Raw genomic sequence first — 19,858 nt, 5'->3', positions numbered from 1 at the left:
TAGCTTGACCGGTACCTATTGCCTATTTATTGATAAAACCTTTGTAGTGGCGTTTGATCAATTGGCTTTCGATTTGCTTCATGGTATCCAGCGCAACACCGATAACGATCAGGAGAGAAGTTCCTCCAATTTGCGCTGATTGAGGCAAACCAGAAAGTGCCCCCAAGATTACAGGCAGAACGGAAATTACTGCCAAGAAGATGGCACCTGCCGTTGTCAAACGAGTCATGACACGGGTCAGATATTTCTCGGTTGCTTTACCCGGACGAATGCCTGGGATGTAACCGCCGTTCTTTTTCATGTTGTCAGCCATCTGCTGTGGATTCATCTGTACAAAAGTATAGAAGAATGTGAACCCGAAAATCATCACTACATAGAGTAACATACCCAGAGGTTTGTGAGTAGTGAGATTGGCTCCGATCCACTGTGCCCACGTACGATCAGCCCAGAAGTTTGCGATGATCGATGGGAACATCAACAGAGATGAAGCAAAGATGACAGGGATAACACCTGCTGCATTAATCTTCAGCGGGATATGTGTGTTCTGTCCACCGTACATTTTGTTACCTACGACACGTTTAGCGTACTGTACAGGAATTTTCCGAATCGCCTGCTGGATGTAAATGACACCTATGATAATCAGCACAATAACAATTGCGACGATTACCCCTTTAAGAATGTTCATGAACAGTTGATCAGCTTGGATGAAGTCGGATTCGATCGTTTGTTTGATAATATTAGGTACCGTTGATAGGATACCCGCAAAGATCAAAATCGAAATCCCGTTTCCTATGCCCTTTTCGGTGATCTGCTCACCAAGCCACATTAGGAATGAAGTACCGGCCGTAAGTACAATTGCGATCAAGATATAATCTGCAAATGTTGCGTTAGGCACCATTTCTGTATTGTACAAGCGGTTGAATCCGATCGACGTACCAAACGCTTGAATCAATGCCAGACCTACCGTTAAATAACGGGTCAGTTGTGCAGATTTCTTCTTACCTTGTTCACCCTGCTTTGCCCACTCCGCTAATTTAGGAATAACGTCCATGGAAAGCAGCTGCACTATGATAGACGCAGTGATGTAAGGCACGATCCCGAGCGCAAATATCGAGAACTGGAAGAGCGCTCCACCCGAGAACGTATTGAGAAGTCCAAAAACTTCTTTACCCGCAGAATTTGTCGCTTCGAACACATCTTTGTTAACTCCCGGTACGGGAACAAAGGAGCCGATGCGGTAAATGATCAGTACAAAAAGGGTAAATAATACCCTTTTGCGCAGATCTTCAACCCGCCAGATATTCTTTAGGGTCTTGAACATTAAATCACCTCAGTTGTACCGCCGGCAGCTTCAATTTTCTCAATAGCAGATTGAGAAAACTTGTTAGCTTTAACAGTCAGCTTCACAGTGACATCACCGTTACCCAGGATTTTGATTCCGGATTTAGCGTTTTTAACTACGCCGTTCGTCATCAAGAATTCTGGAGTTACTTCAGTACCCGCAGCAAAACTGTTCAGGTCTTCAGTATTCACAACTGCATATTCTTTGCGAGTTGGGTTTACAAAACCACGTTTTGGCAAGCGACGATACAATGGATTTTGTCCACCTTCGAAGCCTGGACGTACTCCACCGCCAGAACGAGCGTTTTGTCCTTTGTGACCGCGACCTGATGTTTTACCTGTACCACTACTTGGACCGCGACCAAGACGTTTACGTTCTTTGCGGGATCCAGGAGATGGTGAAAGCTCATGTAACTTCATCGTTCGTTGCACCTCCTTAAAGATTTGTGGGATTAACCCGTTTTTAAGCTTCTACTTCTTTAACAGCAACCAAGTGGCTTACTTTGTTAATCATACCACGGATGGCAGGATTATCGTTTTGTACCACTTTGCTATTGATTTTGCGCAAACCCAATGTTTTCACAGTTGTTCTTTGCGTCTCCGGACGTCCGATCAAGCTGCGGACGAGGGTAATTTCTAATTTAGCCATGAGAATTCCCTCCTTAACCCAGAAGCTCTTCGACGGATTTTCCGCGCAGTTTAGCCACGTCTTCAGCACGCTTCAAACGGGACAAACCTTCCAAAGTCGCATTGACCATGTTCATGGAATTCGAAGAACCCAGAGATTTTGTCAAAATGTCACCTACACCAGCAAGTTCGAGAACCGCACGTACAGGACCACCAGCGATAACACCAGTACCTTCAGATGCTGGTTTCAACAGCACGCGTCCTGCGCCGAACTTACCTGTTACCAAGTGAGGAATCGATGTTCCTACGAGTGGAACGTGTACAAGGTTTTTCTTAGCGTCTTCAATACCTTTGCGAATTGCATCAGGTACTTCGCCCGCTTTACCGATACCAGCTCCAACCCAGCCGTTGCCGTCGCCGACTACAACCAGTGCGCTAAAGCTGAAACGGCGTCCGCCTTTTACTACTTTAGCTACGCGATTAATATTTACAACTCTTTCAGTCAGTTCCAAAGTATTCGGATCTACACGCAAGTCGTTAACCTCCTTTTGAAAAATATCTTAAAACTCAAGTCCTGCTTCACGAGCCGCTTCAGCCAATGCTGCGATACGACCATGGTACAGATAACCGCTACGGTCAAATACGATGTTGGAAACACCTTTGTCTTTAGCACGTTTAGCAACGAGTTCGCCAACTTTACGAGCTGATTCAACAGATGCACCATTTTTGATGTCAGTGCTCAATTCTTTGTCTACGGTAGACGCGGAAGCGATTGTTACACCAGCAACATCATCGATGATTTGAGCATACATATGTTTACCAGAACGGAATACGTTCAAACGAGGACGTGCTGCCGTTCCTTGGATTTTCTTACGAACACGCAGGTGTCTTTTCAGACGTGCCTTGTTTTTATCTGTTTTCGTAATCATCTCAGGGATTCACTCCTTTCAGGTTACCTCGCTGGCTTCAAACCGGAAGCCACGGGGTATATTAGAAACACAAGAAGCAAGCAAGCCGAAAACCGCGCAAAGGCGGTAAGAAAAATCTTATTTCTTCTTACCGGCTTTACCTTCCTTACGGATGATACGCTCGCCTTCATATTTAATACCTTTACCTTTGTACGGCTCAGGTTCACGAACGGAACGGATTTTAGCAGCGTAAGCACCTACACGCTCTTTATCGATTCCGCGAACGATGATTTTCGTATTCGAAGGAACTTCGAATTCGATTCCCGCTTCCGGTGTAATTTCAACCGGGTGAGAGTAGCCAACGTTCAGAACGATTTTATCTCCGGATTTGCTTGCACGATATCCGACCCCAACCAGCTCCAGAGATTTTGCGAATCCTTCAGTAACACCACTCACCATGTTGTTTACAACGCTACGCGTTGTGCCGTGCAAAGAACGGTGAGTTTTGTTATCGGAAGGACGCACAACTGTAATTTCGTTGTTTTCAACTGTTACCTTCATATCTTTATGAAGTTCACGAGTCAAAGATCCTTTTGGTCCTTTTACCGTAATAACGGTGTTGTCCAGTGTGATGTCCACACCACTTGGTACTGTAATTGGTTTGCGACCAATACGAGACATATGTTGCACCTCCTATCTTGTGACGTTATATTACCATACGTAGCAGACGACTTCTCCGCCGGATTTTGATTGACGAGCTTCTTTGTCCGTCATGATACCTTTGGATGTCGAGATGATAGCGATACCCAGACCACCAAGTACACGAGGTACTTCGTTGCTTTTCGTGTAAACACGAAGACCAGGTTTACTGATTCTTTTCAGACCAGTAATAACACGCTCGTTATTTTGACCGTATTTCAGGAAAACACGGATAATCCCTTGTTTGTTATCATCGATAACTTCAGCGTCACGGATGAAACCTTCACGCTTCAGGATATCGGCGATTTGTTTTTTCATTGTCGAAGCAGGCATTTCTACCGTTTCGTGACGAACTGTGTTCGCGTTACGAATACGAGTAAGCATATCTGCAATTGGATCAGACATAGTCATTGTGAGTTAACCTCCTTCCCGTTCAGGACTTTTTACCAGCTTGCTTTTTTCACGCCAGGGATCTGGCCTTTATAAGCTAATTCACGGAAGCAAATTCTGCAAATTTTGAACTTTTGCAGGACCGAATGTGGACGTCCGCAACGCTCACAGCGTGTATAAGCACGTACTTTAAACTTTGGTGTACGTTGTTGTTTAACTTTCATCGAAGTTTTTGCCACTTAGCCTGACACCTCCTAAATAATTTCGGAGAAAAGGGAGTCTTTCCAGACACCCGGAAACGTTATAGCAACATTATTTTACGAAAGGCATTCCGAGTTGCGTGAGCAATTCACGGGATTCTTCGTCTGTTTTCGCCGTTGTTACGATGACAATATCCATACCGCGGACTTTGTCTACTTTATCATACTCGATCTCTGGGAAGATCAATTGTTCTTTCAGACCCAGTGTGTAGTTACCACGTCCGTCGAAAGCTTTGCTCGATACACCGCGGAAGTCGCGGACACGAGGAAGCGTAACGTTGAGCAGTTTATCGAGGAAGAAGTACATGCGCTCGCCGCGCAATGTTACTTTCACACCGATAGGCATGTTCTCACGCAGTTTGAAACCTGCGATAGATTTTTTAGCACGAGTGATTACAGGTTTTTGACCTGCGATCAATTGCAAATCGTTTACTGCGGAATCCAACACTTTGGAGTTTTGGACAGCGTCGCCCACACCCATGTTGATAACGATTTTCTCGATTTTCGGCACTTGCATTACCGTTGTATAGTTAAACTTCTGCATCAAAGCAGGAGCAATTTCGTTCAGGTAACGTTCTTTCATTCTTGCTGCCATGAATCATAGACCTCCTTTCTCATTCGGTTCAATTAGTCGATAATTTCTCCGGAACGTTTAGCAACGCGCACTTTCTTTCCGTTATCCAACACTTTGTAACCTACACGGGTTACTTTTCCGCTCTTTGGATCGATGTGCATTACGTTGGAAACGTGAATCGGAGCTTCCTTCTCGATAATGCCGCCTTGCGGATTTTGCTGGTTAGGCTTCTGGTGTTTTTTAATCATGTTAACACCTTCCACAAGGACGCGGTTCTCACGAGGATAAGCAGCGATGACACGGCCTTTTTTACCTTTGTCTTTACCGCTGATCACCATAACTGTATCTTCTTTTTTAACATGAAGTTTATTGTTATGGGATTCCAGAACTTTTTTCACTCTTGGCATTTCGTACACCTCCTGTTTCTAACATCACGAGATTAAGCTTTAGATAACTTCTGGGGCCAAGGAAACGATTTTCATGAAGTCTTTCTCGCGAAGTTCACGAGCAACAGGTCCGAAAATACGTGTTCCACGTGGGCTTCTGTCGTCTTTTACAACAACCGCTGCATTTTCATCAAAACCGATGTAGGAACCGTCTTTACGACGTACAGAACGCTTCGTACGAACGACAACCGCTCTAACTACATCACCTTTTTTGACAACGCCGCCTGGTGTTGCTTGTTTTACAGAACAAACGATCAGATCACCGATTTGAGCTGTACGACGTCCCGTACCGCCGAGTACGCGGATACACATCAGTTCCTTCGCACCGGAGTTGTCAGCCACAGTCAAACGTGTAAATGGTTGAATCATTTAGTATTCCTCCTTTCAGCTATGCTGCTGATGCATTAGATGATAACCGCTTTTTCTACGATTTCAGTAAGTCTCCAGCGTTTATCTTTCGAAAGCGGACGAGTCTCCATGATTTTCACCGTGTCACCGATTTTCGCAGTGTTTTCTTCGTCATGCGCTTTGAATTTTTTAGTAACCTTAATGCGTTTATGGTACAAGTTGTGTTTTTTGTAAGTTTCTACAGCAACAACAATCGTTTTGTCCATTTTATCGCTGACCACTTTACCGGTTTGCACTTTACGTGCGTTACGTTCTTCGCTCATTGTTGGCCTCCTTCCTGATTACGGACGGATTATACATCCGATCCCTAATTAACCGATTCCCAATTCTCTTTCACGGATAATGGTTTTAGCACGAGCTATTTCTTTCCGCACATCACGGATTCGAGTCGGGTTATCCAGCTGACCGGTAGCGAGTTGAAAGCGGAGGTTAAAGAGTTCTTCTTTAAATCCGGCAATCTTTTGCTCGATTTCAGCAGAGGTTAGGTTGCGAAATTCACTAGCTTTCATTTGCTTCACCACCCAATTCTTCACGTTTCACAAACTTCGTTTTGATTGGCAGTTTATGAGCGGCAAGACGCATTGCTTCACGAGCAACATCCTCCGGTACACCAGCAAGTTCAAACATGATCTTACCTGGTTTCACAACTGCAACCCATTTTTCTACGTTACCTTTACCGCTACCCATCCGAACCTCGAGAGGCTTTTGAGTGATTGGTTTGTCTGGGAAGATCTTGATCCAAACTTTACCACCACGTTTGATGTAACGAGTCATCGCAATACGAGCCGCTTCGATTTGACGGTTCGTAATCCAAGCCGGTTCCGTAGCTTGCAGACCATATTCACCAAAGTTCAGCGTAGTTCCGCCTTTAGCTTGGCCCTTCATATGTCCACGTTGTTGCTTACGGTGTTTTACACGTTTTGGTACCAACATGATTAGTTGCCTCCTTCCTTAGCAGCTTGTTTCTTAGCCGTAGGAAGAACCTCTCCACGATAGATCCATACTTTCACGCCGATACGGCCGTAAGTAGTATGAGCCTCTGCTGTACCGTAGTCGATGTCGGCACGAAGCGTGTGCAGTGGAACAGTTCCTTCGCTGTAGCCTTCCGAACGAGCAATCTCAGCACCGCCAAGACGTCCGCCCACTTGAGTTTTAATACCTTTTGCACCAGAGCGCATTGTTCTTTGAATAGCTTGTTTCAGAGCACGACGGAAAGAAACACGACGTTCCAATTGTTGTGCGATGCTTTCAGCTACCAGGATTGCGTCCAGGTCTTGGTTCTTAATTTCAGAAATGTTGATGTGTACTTTTTTACCGCCTGCGATTTTCGTAATTTGATTACGCAGATTTTCAACTTCCGAACCACCCTTACCGATAACCATACCTGGTTTCGCAGTGTGAATCGTTACGTTTACGCGGTTAGCCGCTCTCTCGATTTCAACACGAGACATAGCGGAGTCTTTCAATTTATTTTTCAGGAATTCACGAATTTTCACGTCTTCCATCAAAAGATCGCCGAAGTCTTTACCTGCATACCACTTAGATTCCCAGTCACGGATAATTCCGACACGGAGTCCGACTGGATTTACCTTTTGGCCCACACATTTCCCCTCCTTCTACTTTTCAGATACCACCAAAGTGATGTGGCTAGTACGTTTGTTAATACGACTTGCACGTCCCATTGCACGAGGGCGGAAACGTTTCATTGTCGGTCCTTGGTTCACGTAAGCTTGCGAGATAACCAAGTTATTAACATCCAAAGAATAGTTATGTTCCGCATTCGCAATAGCGGAATTAAGCAACTTCTCAACGATAGGAGAAGCGGATTTCGGAGTGTGACGGAGAATGGCAACCGCCTCACCTACTTGCTTGCCGCGAATCAAGTCAACAACGAGTTGAACTTTACGAGGAGCAATCCGGATAAACTTAGCATGTGCTTTTGCTTCCATTGTGTAACCTCCTCTCAAACATTAAAGATATTCATTTATCTTCTTGTTTTCTTATCATCATCAGTATGGCCTTTGTACGTACGGGTTGGAGCGAACTCACCCAATTTGTGTCCGACCATGTCCTCAGTTACGTATACTGGTACGTGTTTACGACCGTCATATACGCCAAATGTGTGTCCGATGAATTGCGGGAAAATTGTAGAACGACGGGACCAGGTTTTAATAACAAGCTTTTTACCGGATGCTTCCATGTCTTCTACTTTTTTCAGCATGTAGCCATCAATGAATGGCCCTTTTTTCAAACTGCGACCCATGTGGAGATCCTCCCTTCAAACGTAGCTATTATGCATCCGCAGATGCCTCACGAAGTTATGCACAATGTGTATTACTTCGTGCGGCGGCGAATGATGTATTTATCAGAAGCTTTATTTTTCTTACGCGTTTTGTAACCAAGAGTAGGTTTACCCCATGGTGACATTGGCGATTTACGTCCGATTGGAGCACGACCTTCACCACCACCGTGTGGGTGATCGTTAGGGTTCATTACTACACCACGAACTTCAGGACGTTTACCCAACCAACGGCTACGACCGGCTTTACCGATTTTGATGAGCTCGTGGTCTTGGTTACCAACAGATCCAATTGTTGCGCGGCAAACTTTCAAAATACGACGAACTTCTCCGGAAGAGAGACGAACAGAAACGTATTTTTCTTCTTTACCAAGCAATTGAGCTTCTGTACCAGCAGCACGAACCAATTGTCCGCCTTTACCTGGTTTCAACTCGATGTTGTGGATAACAGTACCTACTGGAATATTTTCAAGTGGCAATGCGTTTCCGATTTTGATGTCTGATTCAGGTCCGGAGAATACTTGATCTCCAACTTTCAAACCTTTAGGAGCGATGATATAACGTTTTTCACCATCAGCATAGTGAATCAGAGCGATGTTAGATGTACGGTTCGGGTCATACTCAATCGTAGCAACGCGGCCCGGTATTCCATCTTTAGTACGTTTGAAGTCGATGATACGGTATTTACGTTTGTGTCCACCACCATGGTGACGAACTGTAATTTTACCTTGGTTGTTGCGGCCTGCTTGTTTGCTCAATGGGGCCAACAACGATTTCTCCGGCTGATCTGTGGTGATTTCCTCAAATGTAGAAACGGACATGTTCCGTCTTGCCGGGGATGTTGGTTTATACTTTTTGATTGGCACTGGGTTTCCCTCCTTACTTCAAAAATTCAATTATACAGTTTCAAAGAACTCAAGCGTTTTGCTGTCTTGTGTCAGCGTTACAAACGCTTTTTTCCATTCGCTAGTATATCCGGAATAACGTCCATACCGTTTTGGCTTAGCTGGAACACGAAGCGTGTTCACGTTTTTCACTTTTACGTTGAAAATAGCTTCCACGGCTTTCTTGATCTCGGTTTTGTTTGCACGGATATCGACTTCAAATACATATTTCAAGTCATTCATCATGTCAGCAGTACGTTCCGTAATAATCGGACGTTTTACAATATCACGAGGATCCTTCATTACGCGAGCACCTCCTCTACCTTCTGAACTGCTTCTTTCGTAATGATCAGTTTGTCGTGCGAAAGCACGTCAAGAACATTAATGCCGTCAGCAGCTACGAATTTCACGCCTGGAATATTCCGTGCGGAAAGAGCCACATTATCATCATAGCTAGGAGCTACGATCAAAGCTTTGCGTCCAACTTTCAAGTTATTCAAGATGGCTGCAAATTCTTTCGTTTTAGGTGAGCTCAGCGTGAGAGCGTCCAGAACGATAATGTCATTGTCGATCACTTTGGATGAAAGAGCTGATTTGATCGCCAAACGGCGAACTTTCTTAGGCAGTTTATACGCATAGCTCCGTGGTGTTGGACCAAATACGATACCGCCGCCTTTCCATTGTGGTGAACGAATTGAACCTTGACGAGCGCGACCTGTACCTTTTTGTTTCCAAGGCTTACGTCCACCGCCACGTACTTCAGAACGTCCTTTTACTTTGTGGGTACCTTGACGAAGGGATGCGCGTTGCATAAGAACTGCATCGTACAGAACGTGTTGGTTCGGCTCAATTCCGAAAACCGCATCGTTCAATTCAACTTCGCCTACTTGGCTACCATCTACATTGTAAACTGATACTTTTGGCATTTTGTGTTCCTCCTTTCTTCAGTGGTTATTTTTTCACTGTTTCTTTAACTTTAATGAGACTGTTTTTCGGTCCAGGAATGGAACCTTTCACGAGCAACACATTACGTTCAGCGTCTACTTTAACTACTTCAAGACGTTGGATTGTAACAGTATCATGTCCCATGTGTCCTGGCAGGCGTTTGCCTTTAGGAACGCGGTTAGCTTGGATCGAACCCATTGAACCAGGGCCACGGTGGTAACGCGAACCGTGTGACATAGGTCCAGTGCTTTGTCCCCAACGTTTGATAACGCCGGCAAAACCTTTACCTTTAGAAATACCCGTTACGTCAACGAATTCGCCTTCAGCGAAAATGTCAGCTTTCAGTTCTTGGCCAACTTCATATTCTGCGATGTTGATACCGCGAACTTCACGAACGTAGCGCTTAGGGGCAGTGTTCGCTTTTTTAGCGTGACCTGCTTCTGGCTTGTTAGCATTTTTCTCTTTCTTATCGGAATAACCGATTTGAATTGCTTCGTAGCCATCATTCTCAATGTCTTTCTTTTGCAAAACAACACAAGGGCCTGCTTCGATAACCGTTACTGGTACAACGTTACCCTCAGGTGTAAATACTTGAGTCATTCCGAGTTTTTTTCCTAAGATTGCTTTCATGTTGACACCTCTTTTCCTTTATACATGGTCTTTGTTGTAGCTTGTATTACAATTTAATTTCGATATCTACACCGGACGGCAGATCCAAGCGCATCAAGGCATCCACAGTTTGTGGAGTCGGGTTAACGATGTCGATCAAACGCTTATGTGTGCGTTGTTCGAATTGTTCCCGAGAATCCTTGTACTTGTGCACCGCACGAAGAATAGTAATGATTTGTTTTTCAGTAGGAAGCGGAATCGGACCGGATACACCTGCACCCGAACGTTTTGCTGTTTCAACAATTTTCTCCGCGGATTGATCAAGAATTCTGTGGTCGTAAGCTTTCAAACGAATACGAATTTTTTGCTTTGCCATTTTAGTCCCTCCTTCTATCGCCCAATTTTTTATCGGACATACTCCGTGAAAATTTTCTAGCCACTGTCCCATGGCAAAGGGGCCGGGTGTGCCAGTAACCTCTCACATCATCGCAACGTCACAGAACAACATTCATTATTATATAGAAAAGATGGGCATATTGCAAGCATATTTAAGAAAAACATTTAAACTTATCTTTTCTGATGAAATGACTTCGTTTAGTGCAGTGTTTATCTTCAATATACATGCTGCCTTACCAATCCATCTACATTCGTAAATGATGTTCATTTCGTATGACGCAGGTTCCGAAACTATTACATAATAAAAGAGTTCTTTATCCGATGTCGGATAAAGAACTCTTCCGAAGCTTCGTTACAATACAATGTTACTCGTTCCAGTACACTGTTGCATATGCTTTATTCAGCGTTAAGCCGAATTATTTTTGGATCGATGCTACGGAACCTGCACCTACTGTACGTCCGCCTTCACGAATGGAGAACTTAGTTCCTTCTTCAATCGCGATTGGGGAGATCAAGGAAACAGTAACCGTGATGTTATCACCAGGCATTACCATTTCAGTACCTTCAGGCAAGTTGATGATGCCTGTTACGTCAGTTGTACGGAAGTAGAACTGTGGACGGTATCCAGTGAAGAAAGGCTTGTGACGGCCACCCTCTTCTTTAGTCAAAACGTAGATTTGTGCAGTAAATTCTGTGTGTGGCTTAACAGAACCTGGTTTTGCAAGTACTTGACCGCGCTCGATTTGAGTACGATCAACACCACGCAACAATGCACCGATGTTGTCGCCCGCTTGAGCGGAGTCCAACAATTTACGGAACATTTCTACGCCCGTAACTACGGATTTTTTAGTTTCTTCAGTAATACCAACGATTTCGATCTCTTCGCCGACTTTAACAGTACCACGCTCTACACGGCCAGTAGCAACAGTACCACGACCAGTGATGGAGAATACGTCCTCGACAGGCATCAAGAAAGGTTTGTCAGTTTGACGCTCAGGCAATGGGATGTACGTATCGATCTCTTTGAACATCTCAACGATTTTTTGAGCCCACTCACCATCAGGGTTTTGCAGAGCTTCACGAGCGGATCCACGAGTGATTGGAGTATCATCACCTGGGAACTCATATTCGTTAAGAAGGTCGCGAACTTCCATCTCAACCAATTCCAACAACTCTTCGTCTTCAACCATGTCACATTTGTTCAAGAAAACAACAATGTAAGGTACGCCTACTTGACGGGAGAGCAAGATGTGCTCACGAGTTTGTGGCATTGGGCCGTCAGCTGCGGATACTACCAAAATAGCTCCGTCCATTTGTGCCGCGCCAGTGATCATGTTTTTAACATAGTCGGCGTGACCTGGGCAGTCTACGTGAGCGTAGTGACGAGTGTCAGTTTCATACTCAACGTGTGATGTTGAGATTGTGATACCGCGCTCGCGCTCTTCTGGAGCTTTATCGATTTGATCGAATGCAATTGCTGCGCCACCGTAAGTTTTAGACAATACAGTAGTGATTGCAGCAGTCAGAGTTGTTTTACCATGGTCGACGTGACCAATAGTACCAATGTTAACGTGGGGTTTATTACGTTCGTATTTAGCCTTTGCCATTTGAACGTGGCCTCCTTAAAATTATAATTTTATGTTTTCACTAAATGAAGTGCAAAGAATACATGACTCTTATGCACTTTCATTCAATGAGAGAAAACTACTCGGTTCCTTTTGTTTTGGCAACAATCTCTTCAGCGATGCTCTTAGGAACTTCTTCATAGTGAGAAAGCTCCATGGAGAATACGCCGCGTCCTTGAGTACCGGAACGAAGAGTTGTAGAGTATCCGAACATTTCAGACAAAGGTACTTTAGCACGGATGATTTGGGCTCCACTACGGGAATCCATACCTTCGATGCGGCCACGACGGGAGTTAAGCATACCCATAACGTCACCCATATACTCTTCTGGAACGGTTACTTCTACTTTCATGATTGGCTCAAGCAGAACCGGCTTACATTTGTCTTTCGCAGCTTTTAGCGCCATCGATCCGGCAATTTTAAATGCCATCTCGTTGGAATCGACATCATGGTAAGATCCGTCTACGATTGTAGCCTTAACGTCAACAAGCGGGAAGCCTGCGATAACGCCGTTTTTCATTTGCTCTTCGATACCTGCAAGAGCTGGTTGAATGTATTCTCTTGGAACAGAACCACCGACAACCTTACTTTCGAACTGGCTGCCTGTACCCGCTTCGAGAGGTTCGAACTCAACCCATACGTGACCGTATTGACCACGACCACCGGATTGACGAACGAATTTACCTTCAACACGCGCTGGTGCACGGAAAGTTTCACGGTAAGCTACTTGTGGTTTACCCACAGTAGTTTCAACCTTGAATTCACGACGCATACGGTCAATGATGATATCAAGGTGAAGCTCCCCCATACCTGCCAAGATCGTTTGGCCTGTTTCTTCATCAGTATGAGCACGAAGAGTAGGATCCTCTTCAGTCAACTTACCGAGAGCAACACCCATTTTATCTTGGTCAGCTTTGGTTTTAGGTTCAACGGCGATTTCGATAACCGGATCAGGGAAGTTCATTGACTCCAGGATAACCGGATTTTTCTCATCACACAGTGTATCACCTGTACCCGTATCTTTCAAACCTACAGCAGCTGCAATGTCACCGGAGTAAACTTCAGTGATTTCTTGACGGCTGTTTGCATGCATTTGAAGGATACGACCGATACGCTCACGTTTGTTTTTAGTTGCGTTCAATACGTAAGATCCGGATTGAAGAACACCGGAGTATACGCGGAAGAATGTCAATTTACCAACGTAAGGGTCAGTCATGATTTTGAATGCCAATGCGGAGAAAGGCTCTTCATCGGATGACTTACGAATTGCTTCAGTTCCATCTTCAAGATGACCAGTGATAGATGGAACATCTGTTGGAGCCGGCAAGTAGTCGATAACAGCATCCAACATCAGTTGAACACCTTTGTTACGATACGAGGATCCACAGATAACCGGGAAGATCTTAACATCAACAACACCTTTACGGAGGGCCGCTTTGATCTCATCAATAGTGATCTCTTCGCCTTCCAGGTATTTCATTGTCAAATCTTCGTCGAGTTCTGCAACACGCTCAACCAATTCGTTACGAAGTTCTGCAACTTGCTCAACAAATTCCGCAGGAATTTCGGTTTCTTCGATATCTTGTCCAAGGTCATCTTTGTACATATGAGCCTTTTGTGCAACGATATCAATGATACCTTTGAAATCATTTTCAGCGCCGATAGGAAGTTGAATCGCAACTGCGTTCGCTTGAAGGCGATCACGCATGTCAGATACAACGTTCAGGAAGTCAGCACCGATGATATCCATTTTGTTTACATAAGCGATACGAGGTACGCCGTACTTGTCAGCCTGTCTCCATACGGTTTCGGACTGAGGCTCAACGCCTTCTTTCGCACTGAATACACCAACTGCTCCGTCCAATACACGAAGGGAACGTTCAACTTCAACAGTGAAGTCAACGTGTCCCGGGGTATCAATGATGTTAACGCGGTGGCCTTTCCAAGCAGCGGTAGTCGCAGCGGAAGTAATTGTAATTCCGCGCTCCTGTTCCTGTTCCATCCAGTCCATTGTCGCAGCGCCTTCGTGTACTTCACCGATTTTGTGCGTACGTCCTGTGTAGAACAAGATCCGCTCAGTTGTCGTGGTTTTACCCGCATCAATATGAGCCATGATCCCGATATTACGTGTATTTTTCAAGGAGAACTCTCTTGCCATGAAATGGGTCTCCCTTCAAAATTGAAGTTATTATTGTGAACCGAATCCTACCAACGGTAGTGAGCAAACGCTTTGTTCGCTTCAGCCATTTTATGCGTATCTTCACGTTTTTTAACGGAAGCGCCTGTGTTGTTGGAAGCGTCGATGATCTCAGCCGCCAAACGCTCTTCCATTGTTTTCTCACCGCGGTTGCGGGAGTAGTTCACGAGCCAACGTAATCCCAAAGCAGTACGTCTCTCTGGTTTTACCTCGATTGGTACTTGGTAGTTGGCACCGCCGACACGGCGAGCTTTAACTTCCAGGACTGGCATGATATTTTTGATTGCTGCTTCAAATACTTCCATAGGGTCATTACCCGTACGTTCTTGAATCAACTTAAACGCATTATACAGAATGCTTTGAGCAACACCGCGTTTTCCGTCGAGCATGATGCGATTGATCAAACGAGTAACCAGCTTGCTGCTGTATACCGGATCTGGCAACACGTCTCTTTTCGTAACTGGACCTTTGCGTGGCATGGATATCCCCCTTTCTTTCTTCATGAGCACATCCTACACCTCCTGGGATTAACCCAGAAGATATTCAGGACTGCTACTTATAATATTTTAGGCTTTTTTAGCTTTTGGACGTTTAGCACCGTATTTCGAACGAGCTTGCATACGGTTGTTCACGCCTGCAGTATCAAGAGCTCCGCGAACGATGTGATAACGAACCCCTGCAAGGTCTTTAACTTTACCTCCACGGATCAACACAACACTGTGCTCTTGAAGGTTATGTCCGATACCCGGGATATAAGCTGTTACCTCGAGACGGTTCGTCAAACGAACACGGGCATACTTACGAAGTGCAGAGTTTGGTTTACGTGGAGTCATTGTACCTACACGAGTGCAGACACCACGTTTTTGTGGGGCACTGATGTTAGTTGATTCACGTTTCAAAGCATTGAACCCTTTTTGCAAAGCTGGTGATTTGGACTTATCAACTTTAGCTTGACGTCCTTTACGTACCAGTTGGTTAATAGTTGGCATGTGATTGCCACCCCCTTCCTCAATTTTTCATGTTTCTTTATAAACCTCTTACGCTAAGTCCACAGACCCAGGCGGTTCATAAAAAGACAAATGAAAAGTTTTTGCCTTGGAGAATCCCTAAAAGTTCTCGGACAAAAACGTTCCTTACCGTATTATTTTACGACAGCAGCCATTGCTGCTCCTACTCCAATCCCGCAAGCTTTGCCGAGATTTTTCATTGTGTCCACTTTCGTGCACTTCACATTGTGTTGTTCACACAAAGCAATGATTTTGGAAGTAAGCTGCGGATCACAATCTTCAGCCACATAAACTTCAGAAGCCATACCTGTCTGAACCATCCGCGTGGTCTGTTTGGTACCTATTTTGACATGAGCATCTTGCAGACCTTTTTCATTAGACATTGTTCATTCCTCCGAATAGGACCAAATACAATCAGCTACTCACGCACCTTTGATATATTAGCATCTAGCGCAAGCAATGTCAATGCTAATCCTAAAATATTTCATTTAAAGTTTTGCCTCGCCGGGAACGTCCTTCTGTATAAAACAGCCGTCGCCTCCCGGCGTACAAAACTTTAGTTCACCCTAATAATAAGGATGAATCTAGTGAAATATCTTAATCAACCGAAACTGGCTCAAGTTCTTCTACCGAAGATTGGCCATCTTCCGGCTCAGCAAATTTGATGCTGCGGTAACGGTGCATACCTGTACCTGCAGGAATCAGTTTACCGATGATTACATTCTCTTTCAGACCGAGCAACTGATCGACTTTACCTTTGATCGCTGCATCTGTCAGTACACGTGTAGTCTCTTGGAACGAAGCCGCCGAGAGGAAGGAGTCTGTTTCCAGGGATGCTTTCGTAATACCGAGCAGAATTGGTTTTGCAACCGCTGGCTCTTTATCACTCAGAATCGCTGTCTTGTTAGCTCTTTCGTACTCATGCGTATCCACGAACGATCCTGGCAACAATGTAGTGTCCCCTGCATCGACGATACGGATTTTACGCAACATTTGACGGATCATAACTTCAACGTGTTTGTCATTGATTTCTACGCCTTGGTTACGGTATACGCGTTGTACTTCCTGCAAAATGTAGTTCTGTACGCCACGTACGCCTTTAATGCGCAGCATTTCTTTTGGATCGATAGAACCATCTGTCAACTCGTCGCCTGCTTCAATTTCCATGCCTTCGCTAACGCGTACACGAGAACCGTAGGTAACAGAGTAAACTTTGGATTCTGCTTCACCTTGAATTTCAATTTCGCGACGATCTTTCGCTTCGCGAATTTCTTTAACAACACCGTCGATCTCACTGATTGTTGCTTGACCCTTAGGATTACGAGCCTCGAACAACTCCTGGATACGCGGCAAACCTTGCGTAATATCGTCTCCGGCTACACCACCGGTGTGGAATGTACGCATTGTCAGCTGTGTTCCTGGCTCACCAATGGATTGTGCTGCGATAATACCAACTGCTTCACCGATCTCCACGTGTTTACCAGTCGCCAAGTTGCGACCATAACACTTCTTGCAGACACCGTGACGTGCACGGCAGCTAAGTACGGAGCGGATTTGTAGTTTGGTTACGCCAGCTTCGATGATTGCCTCAGCTTTATCAGAGTCAATCAGTTCATTACGGTGTGCAATAATTTCTTTTGTTTCCGGATGACGAACAGTCTCGAAGCAGTATCTGCCTTCAATACGGTCGTAGAGATCCTCAATAACCTCTTTACCATCCTGGATACGACTTACGGTAAAGCCTTTATCTGTACCACAATCATCTTCACGCACGATCACGTCTTGTGCCACGTCTACGAGACGACGGGTCAGGTAACCTGAATCCGCTGTACGCAGGGCCGTATCGGCCAAACCTTTACGGGCACCGTGAGTCGAGATAAAGTACTCGAGTACCGTCAGACCTTCACGGAAGTTCGATTTGATTGGGAGTTCAATGATTCGACCGGATGGGTTGGCCATCAGACCACGCATACCGCCCAATTGGGTGATTTGCGATTTGTTACCCCGTGCTTTGGAGTCAACCATCATCATGATGGAATTGTAGCGATCCATCGATTTCATCAGAATCTCGGTGATATCATCTTTCGATTTCGACCAGATATCAATGATGCGGTCATAGCGCTCTTCGTTCGTAATCAGACCACGACGGTATTGGTTCGTAACGATTTGTGCTTTTTCCTCAGACTGTCTAAGAATTTCAAATTTCTCAGGTGGAACGATAACATCCGACACCGCTACAGTGATACCAGCGCGAGTGGAGTATGTGAATCCGAGTTGTTTGATTTTATCCAAAATAACGGCTGTTTCCGTTGTATGATAAATTTCAAAACAACGTGCGATGATAGAACCGAGATATTCTTTACCGACACCACCAGCCAAAGGAGCGTTCATAATCGCTTCTCTAAGGTCAGCACCCTTCTCATAAACAAATGAATGCTCAGCGGTACCCTGGTAGAGGTTCGCACGAGTTGCATCATTGATGTAAGGGAAGCTTGCCGGGAAGATTTCATTAAAGATGATTTTGCCGACCGTAGTCAACATCATTGCATCTTGTTGCTTATCGGTGAAGACTGTTTTGCCAAGCGCTCTAACCGGAATCGCTACACGTGCATGTAAACCTGCAGTACCACGTTGGTACGCGGATACAGCTTCATTAACCGTGCGCAAGATCATACCTGTTCCCTTTTCTTCCTTGTTGTCCATGGTCAAGTAGTAAGAACCAAGCACCATATCCTGGGAAGGGGTAACAACCGGTTTACCGTCTTTCGGGTTCAAAATGTTACCTGATGCAAGCATCAGGATACGTGCTTCTGCTTGAGCTTCAGCAGACAATGGAACGTGCACGGCCATTTGGTCACCGTCAAAGTCGGCATTGTATGCCGTACATACGAGCGGGTGAAGACGGATCGCTTTACCTTCAACGAGAATCGGTTCAAACGCTTGAATACCGAGTCTGTGAAGTGTAGGGGCACGGTTCAGCAGAACCGGGTGCTCCTTAATTACTTCTTCAAGAACATCCCATACTTCAGGACTTACACGCTCAACTTTACGTTTAGCGCTCTTGATGTTGTGGGCAAGCCCTTTATTTACAAGCTCTTTCATAACAAAAGGCTTGAACAGTTCAAGCGCCATATCTTTAGGCAGACCACACTGATACATTTTCAGGTAAGGTCCAACTACGATAACGGAACGACCGGAATAGTCAACCCGTTTACCGAGCAAGTTCTGACGGAAACGTCCTTGTTTACCTTTCAGCATGTGGCTGAGAGATTTCAAAGGACGGTTACCAGGACCCGTTACAGGGCGTCCACGACGGCCGTTGTCGATCAATGCGTCAACAGCTTCCTGCAGCATCCGTTTTTCATTTTGCACGATAATGTCTGGCGCGCCCAAGTCAAGCAAACGTTTCAGACGATTGTTCCGGTTGATTACACGGCGATACAGGTCATTCAGGTCAGACGTTGCAAAACGTCCACCATCCAGCTGTACCATTGGACGAAGTTCCGGTGGGATAACAGGAAGTACATCCATGATCATCCACTCAGGTTTATTACCCGAATTGCGGAACGCTTCGATAACTTCCAAACGTTTGATTGCACGGTTACGACGTTGTCCTTGTGCAGTGCGGAGCTCTTCCTTCAGGAATTCAAGCTCTTTATCCACATCAATGTCTTGAAGCAGTTTCTTAACCGCTTCTGCACCCATGCCAGCGTGGAATCCATATCCGTATTTCTCACGGTAGCTGCGGTATTCTTTCTCGGACAACAGCTGTTTTTTCTCCAGTGGAGTTTCTCCTGGATCAGTTACTACATATGATGCAAAATAAATAATCTCCTCGAGAGATCTTGGAGACATATCCAGAGCGAGACCCATGCGGCTCGGAATACCTTTGAAGTACCAGATATGCGATACCGGAGCAGCGAGCTCAATATGGCCCATCCGTTCGCGGCGTACTTTCGCACGTGTGACTTCAACGCCACAACGATCACAGACAACGCCTTTATAACGCACGCGTTTGTATTTACCGCAATGACATTCCCAGTCTTTTGTAGGGCCAAAAATCTTTTCGCAGAACAGCCCTTCTTTTTCCGGTTTCAACGTACGATAGTTGATCGTTTCCGGTTTTTTCACTTCTCCGCGGGACCAAGAACGAATTTTTTCTGGGGAAGCAAGCCCGATCTTCATGTATTCGAAATTGTTGACGTCCAACAAGGAGCAACCCTCCTTAACCAAGTCCTGTATT

General features: G+C 45.2%; 28 protein-coding genes. All 28 read right to left on the bottom strand.

Translation table 11 applies throughout. From position 1 onward, the window contains the following. Nucleotides 1–22: 22 nt before the first annotated feature. Nucleotides 23–1,321, bottom strand: a complete 1,299-nt coding sequence (secY, locus tag gpAD87_RS28050) for a preprotein translocase subunit SecY (protein WP_063567428.1) — start codon at nucleotides 1,319–1,321, stop codon at nucleotides 23–25. Next, nucleotides 1,321–1,761: a 50S ribosomal protein L15 gene (gene rplO / locus gpAD87_RS28045; protein WP_062836188.1), complete on the bottom strand. Its 441-nt coding sequence runs from the start codon at nucleotides 1,759–1,761 to the stop codon at nucleotides 1,321–1,323. The genes secY and rplO overlap by 1 nt, the downstream gene beginning before the upstream one ends. 43 nt (nucleotides 1,762–1,804) lie before the next feature. Further along, nucleotides 1,805–1,990, bottom strand: a complete 186-nt coding sequence (gene rpmD / locus gpAD87_RS28040; RefSeq protein ID WP_017692092.1) for a 50S ribosomal protein L30 — start codon at nucleotides 1,988–1,990, stop codon at nucleotides 1,805–1,807. Nucleotides 1,991–2,003: 13 nt separating this feature from the next. Continuing rightward, entirely contained in the window at nucleotides 2,004–2,501 is a 498-nt protein-coding gene (gene rpsE, locus gpAD87_RS28035) for a 30S ribosomal protein S5 (protein ID WP_017692091.1), read from the bottom strand. Between the two features lie 27 nt (nucleotides 2,502–2,528). Then, the gene (gene rplR, locus gpAD87_RS28030; protein WP_063567427.1) at nucleotides 2,529–2,897 is read right to left on the bottom strand and encodes a 50S ribosomal protein L18; all 369 of its coding nucleotides are present in this window, start codon (nucleotides 2,895–2,897) and stop codon (nucleotides 2,529–2,531) included. Between the two features lie 117 nt (nucleotides 2,898–3,014). Next, the gene (gene rplF, locus gpAD87_RS28025) at nucleotides 3,015–3,557 is read right to left on the bottom strand and encodes a 50S ribosomal protein L6 (RefSeq protein ID WP_024633576.1); all 543 of its coding nucleotides are present in this window, start codon (nucleotides 3,555–3,557) and stop codon (nucleotides 3,015–3,017) included. A gap of 30 nt (nucleotides 3,558–3,587) precedes the next feature. After that, the gene (gene rpsH / locus gpAD87_RS28020) at nucleotides 3,588–3,986 is read right to left on the bottom strand and encodes a 30S ribosomal protein S8 (protein WP_017692088.1); all 399 of its coding nucleotides are present in this window, start codon (nucleotides 3,984–3,986) and stop codon (nucleotides 3,588–3,590) included. A gap of 32 nt (nucleotides 3,987–4,018) precedes the next feature. Then, nucleotides 4,019–4,204: a type Z 30S ribosomal protein S14 gene (locus gpAD87_RS28015; protein WP_013312154.1), complete on the bottom strand. Its 186-nt coding sequence runs from the start codon at nucleotides 4,202–4,204 to the stop codon at nucleotides 4,019–4,021. Nucleotides 4,205–4,277: 73 nt separating this feature from the next. Further along, a complete protein-coding gene (gene rplE / locus gpAD87_RS28010) occupies nucleotides 4,278–4,820 on the bottom strand; it encodes a 50S ribosomal protein L5 (RefSeq protein ID WP_024633577.1) in 543 nt (180 codons plus the stop codon). 32 nt (nucleotides 4,821–4,852) lie between these two features. Then, a complete protein-coding gene (gene rplX, locus gpAD87_RS28005; protein ID WP_024633578.1) occupies nucleotides 4,853–5,206 on the bottom strand; it encodes a 50S ribosomal protein L24 in 354 nt (117 codons plus the stop codon). 39 nt (nucleotides 5,207–5,245) lie between these two features. Beyond that, the gene (gene rplN / locus gpAD87_RS28000; protein ID WP_024633579.1) at nucleotides 5,246–5,614 is read right to left on the bottom strand and encodes a 50S ribosomal protein L14; all 369 of its coding nucleotides are present in this window, start codon (nucleotides 5,612–5,614) and stop codon (nucleotides 5,246–5,248) included. Between the two features lie 35 nt (nucleotides 5,615–5,649). Further along, the gene (gene rpsQ / locus gpAD87_RS27995) at nucleotides 5,650–5,916 is read right to left on the bottom strand and encodes a 30S ribosomal protein S17 (RefSeq protein WP_017692084.1); all 267 of its coding nucleotides are present in this window, start codon (nucleotides 5,914–5,916) and stop codon (nucleotides 5,650–5,652) included. Nucleotides 5,917–5,964: 48 nt separating this feature from the next. Then, nucleotides 5,965–6,162, bottom strand: a complete 198-nt coding sequence (gene rpmC, locus gpAD87_RS27990) for a 50S ribosomal protein L29 (RefSeq protein WP_017692083.1) — start codon at nucleotides 6,160–6,162, stop codon at nucleotides 5,965–5,967. Next, nucleotides 6,152–6,586: a 50S ribosomal protein L16 gene (gene rplP, locus gpAD87_RS27985; RefSeq protein ID WP_024633581.1), complete on the bottom strand. Its 435-nt coding sequence runs from the start codon at nucleotides 6,584–6,586 to the stop codon at nucleotides 6,152–6,154. Before rplP ends, rpmC begins: the two co-directional genes overlap by 11 nt. Nucleotides 6,587–6,588: 2 nt before the next feature. Continuing rightward, nucleotides 6,589–7,254 carry a 30S ribosomal protein S3 gene (gene rpsC / locus gpAD87_RS27980; RefSeq protein WP_024633582.1) on the bottom strand — a complete coding sequence of 222 codons (666 nt, stop codon included), beginning with the start codon at nucleotides 7,252–7,254 and terminating at the stop codon, nucleotides 6,589–6,591. A 15-nt stretch (nucleotides 7,255–7,269) separates the two neighbouring features. Further along, nucleotides 7,270–7,602, bottom strand: a complete 333-nt coding sequence (gene rplV, locus gpAD87_RS27975) for a 50S ribosomal protein L22 (protein ID WP_024633583.1) — start codon at nucleotides 7,600–7,602, stop codon at nucleotides 7,270–7,272. 35 nt (nucleotides 7,603–7,637) lie between these two features. Continuing rightward, nucleotides 7,638–7,916 carry a 30S ribosomal protein S19 gene (gene rpsS / locus gpAD87_RS27970; protein WP_053779207.1) on the bottom strand — a complete coding sequence of 93 codons (279 nt, stop codon included), beginning with the start codon at nucleotides 7,914–7,916 and terminating at the stop codon, nucleotides 7,638–7,640. A 71-nt stretch (nucleotides 7,917–7,987) separates the two neighbouring features. Next, on the bottom strand, nucleotides 7,988–8,818 hold the full coding sequence (gene rplB / locus gpAD87_RS27965; RefSeq protein ID WP_024633585.1) for a 50S ribosomal protein L2: 831 nt from the start codon (nucleotides 8,816–8,818) through the stop codon (nucleotides 7,988–7,990). Between the two features lie 30 nt (nucleotides 8,819–8,848). Continuing rightward, nucleotides 8,849–9,139, bottom strand: a complete 291-nt coding sequence (gene rplW / locus gpAD87_RS27960; protein ID WP_024633586.1) for a 50S ribosomal protein L23 — start codon at nucleotides 9,137–9,139, stop codon at nucleotides 8,849–8,851. After that, a complete protein-coding gene (gene rplD, locus gpAD87_RS27955) occupies nucleotides 9,139–9,762 on the bottom strand; it encodes a 50S ribosomal protein L4 (RefSeq protein ID WP_063567425.1) in 624 nt (207 codons plus the stop codon). Before rplD ends, rplW begins: the two co-directional genes overlap by 1 nt. A gap of 25 nt (nucleotides 9,763–9,787) precedes the next feature. Then, nucleotides 9,788–10,411, bottom strand: a complete 624-nt coding sequence (gene rplC / locus gpAD87_RS27950; protein ID WP_024633587.1) for a 50S ribosomal protein L3 — start codon at nucleotides 10,409–10,411, stop codon at nucleotides 9,788–9,790. A 46-nt stretch (nucleotides 10,412–10,457) separates the two neighbouring features. Beyond that, nucleotides 10,458–10,766, bottom strand: a complete 309-nt coding sequence (gene rpsJ / locus gpAD87_RS27945; protein WP_017692074.1) for a 30S ribosomal protein S10 — start codon at nucleotides 10,764–10,766, stop codon at nucleotides 10,458–10,460. Between the two features lie 436 nt (nucleotides 10,767–11,202). Beyond that, entirely contained in the window at nucleotides 11,203–12,393 is a 1,191-nt protein-coding gene (gene tuf, locus gpAD87_RS27940; protein WP_024633588.1) for an elongation factor Tu, read from the bottom strand. Between the two features lie 97 nt (nucleotides 12,394–12,490). Beyond that, on the bottom strand, nucleotides 12,491–14,569 hold the full coding sequence (fusA, locus tag gpAD87_RS27935; RefSeq protein WP_063567424.1) for an elongation factor G: 2,079 nt from the start codon (nucleotides 14,567–14,569) through the stop codon (nucleotides 12,491–12,493). Between the two features lie 47 nt (nucleotides 14,570–14,616). Further along, nucleotides 14,617–15,087: a 30S ribosomal protein S7 gene (gene rpsG / locus gpAD87_RS27930; protein ID WP_024633590.1), complete on the bottom strand. Its 471-nt coding sequence runs from the start codon at nucleotides 15,085–15,087 to the stop codon at nucleotides 14,617–14,619. Nucleotides 15,088–15,174: 87 nt separating this feature from the next. Then, nucleotides 15,175–15,597: a 30S ribosomal protein S12 gene (gene rpsL / locus gpAD87_RS27925; RefSeq protein ID WP_056697677.1), complete on the bottom strand. Its 423-nt coding sequence runs from the start codon at nucleotides 15,595–15,597 to the stop codon at nucleotides 15,175–15,177. 152 nt (nucleotides 15,598–15,749) lie between these two features. Next, on the bottom strand, nucleotides 15,750–15,998 hold the full coding sequence (locus tag gpAD87_RS27920; RefSeq protein WP_024633591.1) for a ribosomal L7Ae/L30e/S12e/Gadd45 family protein: 249 nt from the start codon (nucleotides 15,996–15,998) through the stop codon (nucleotides 15,750–15,752). A 214-nt stretch (nucleotides 15,999–16,212) separates the two neighbouring features. Further along, a complete protein-coding gene (gene rpoC, locus gpAD87_RS27915; RefSeq protein WP_063567423.1) occupies nucleotides 16,213–19,827 on the bottom strand; it encodes a DNA-directed RNA polymerase subunit beta' in 3,615 nt (1,204 codons plus the stop codon). Nucleotides 19,828–19,858 lie beyond the last annotated feature (31 nt).

The organism is Paenibacillus sp. AD87 (assembly GCF_001659845.1).
Lineage (GTDB): Bacteria > Bacillota > Bacilli > Paenibacillales > Paenibacillaceae > Paenibacillus > Paenibacillus marchantiae.
Note: the sequence above shows the minus strand (reverse complement) of the source record. Positions and strands in the feature narration are given on the sequence as shown.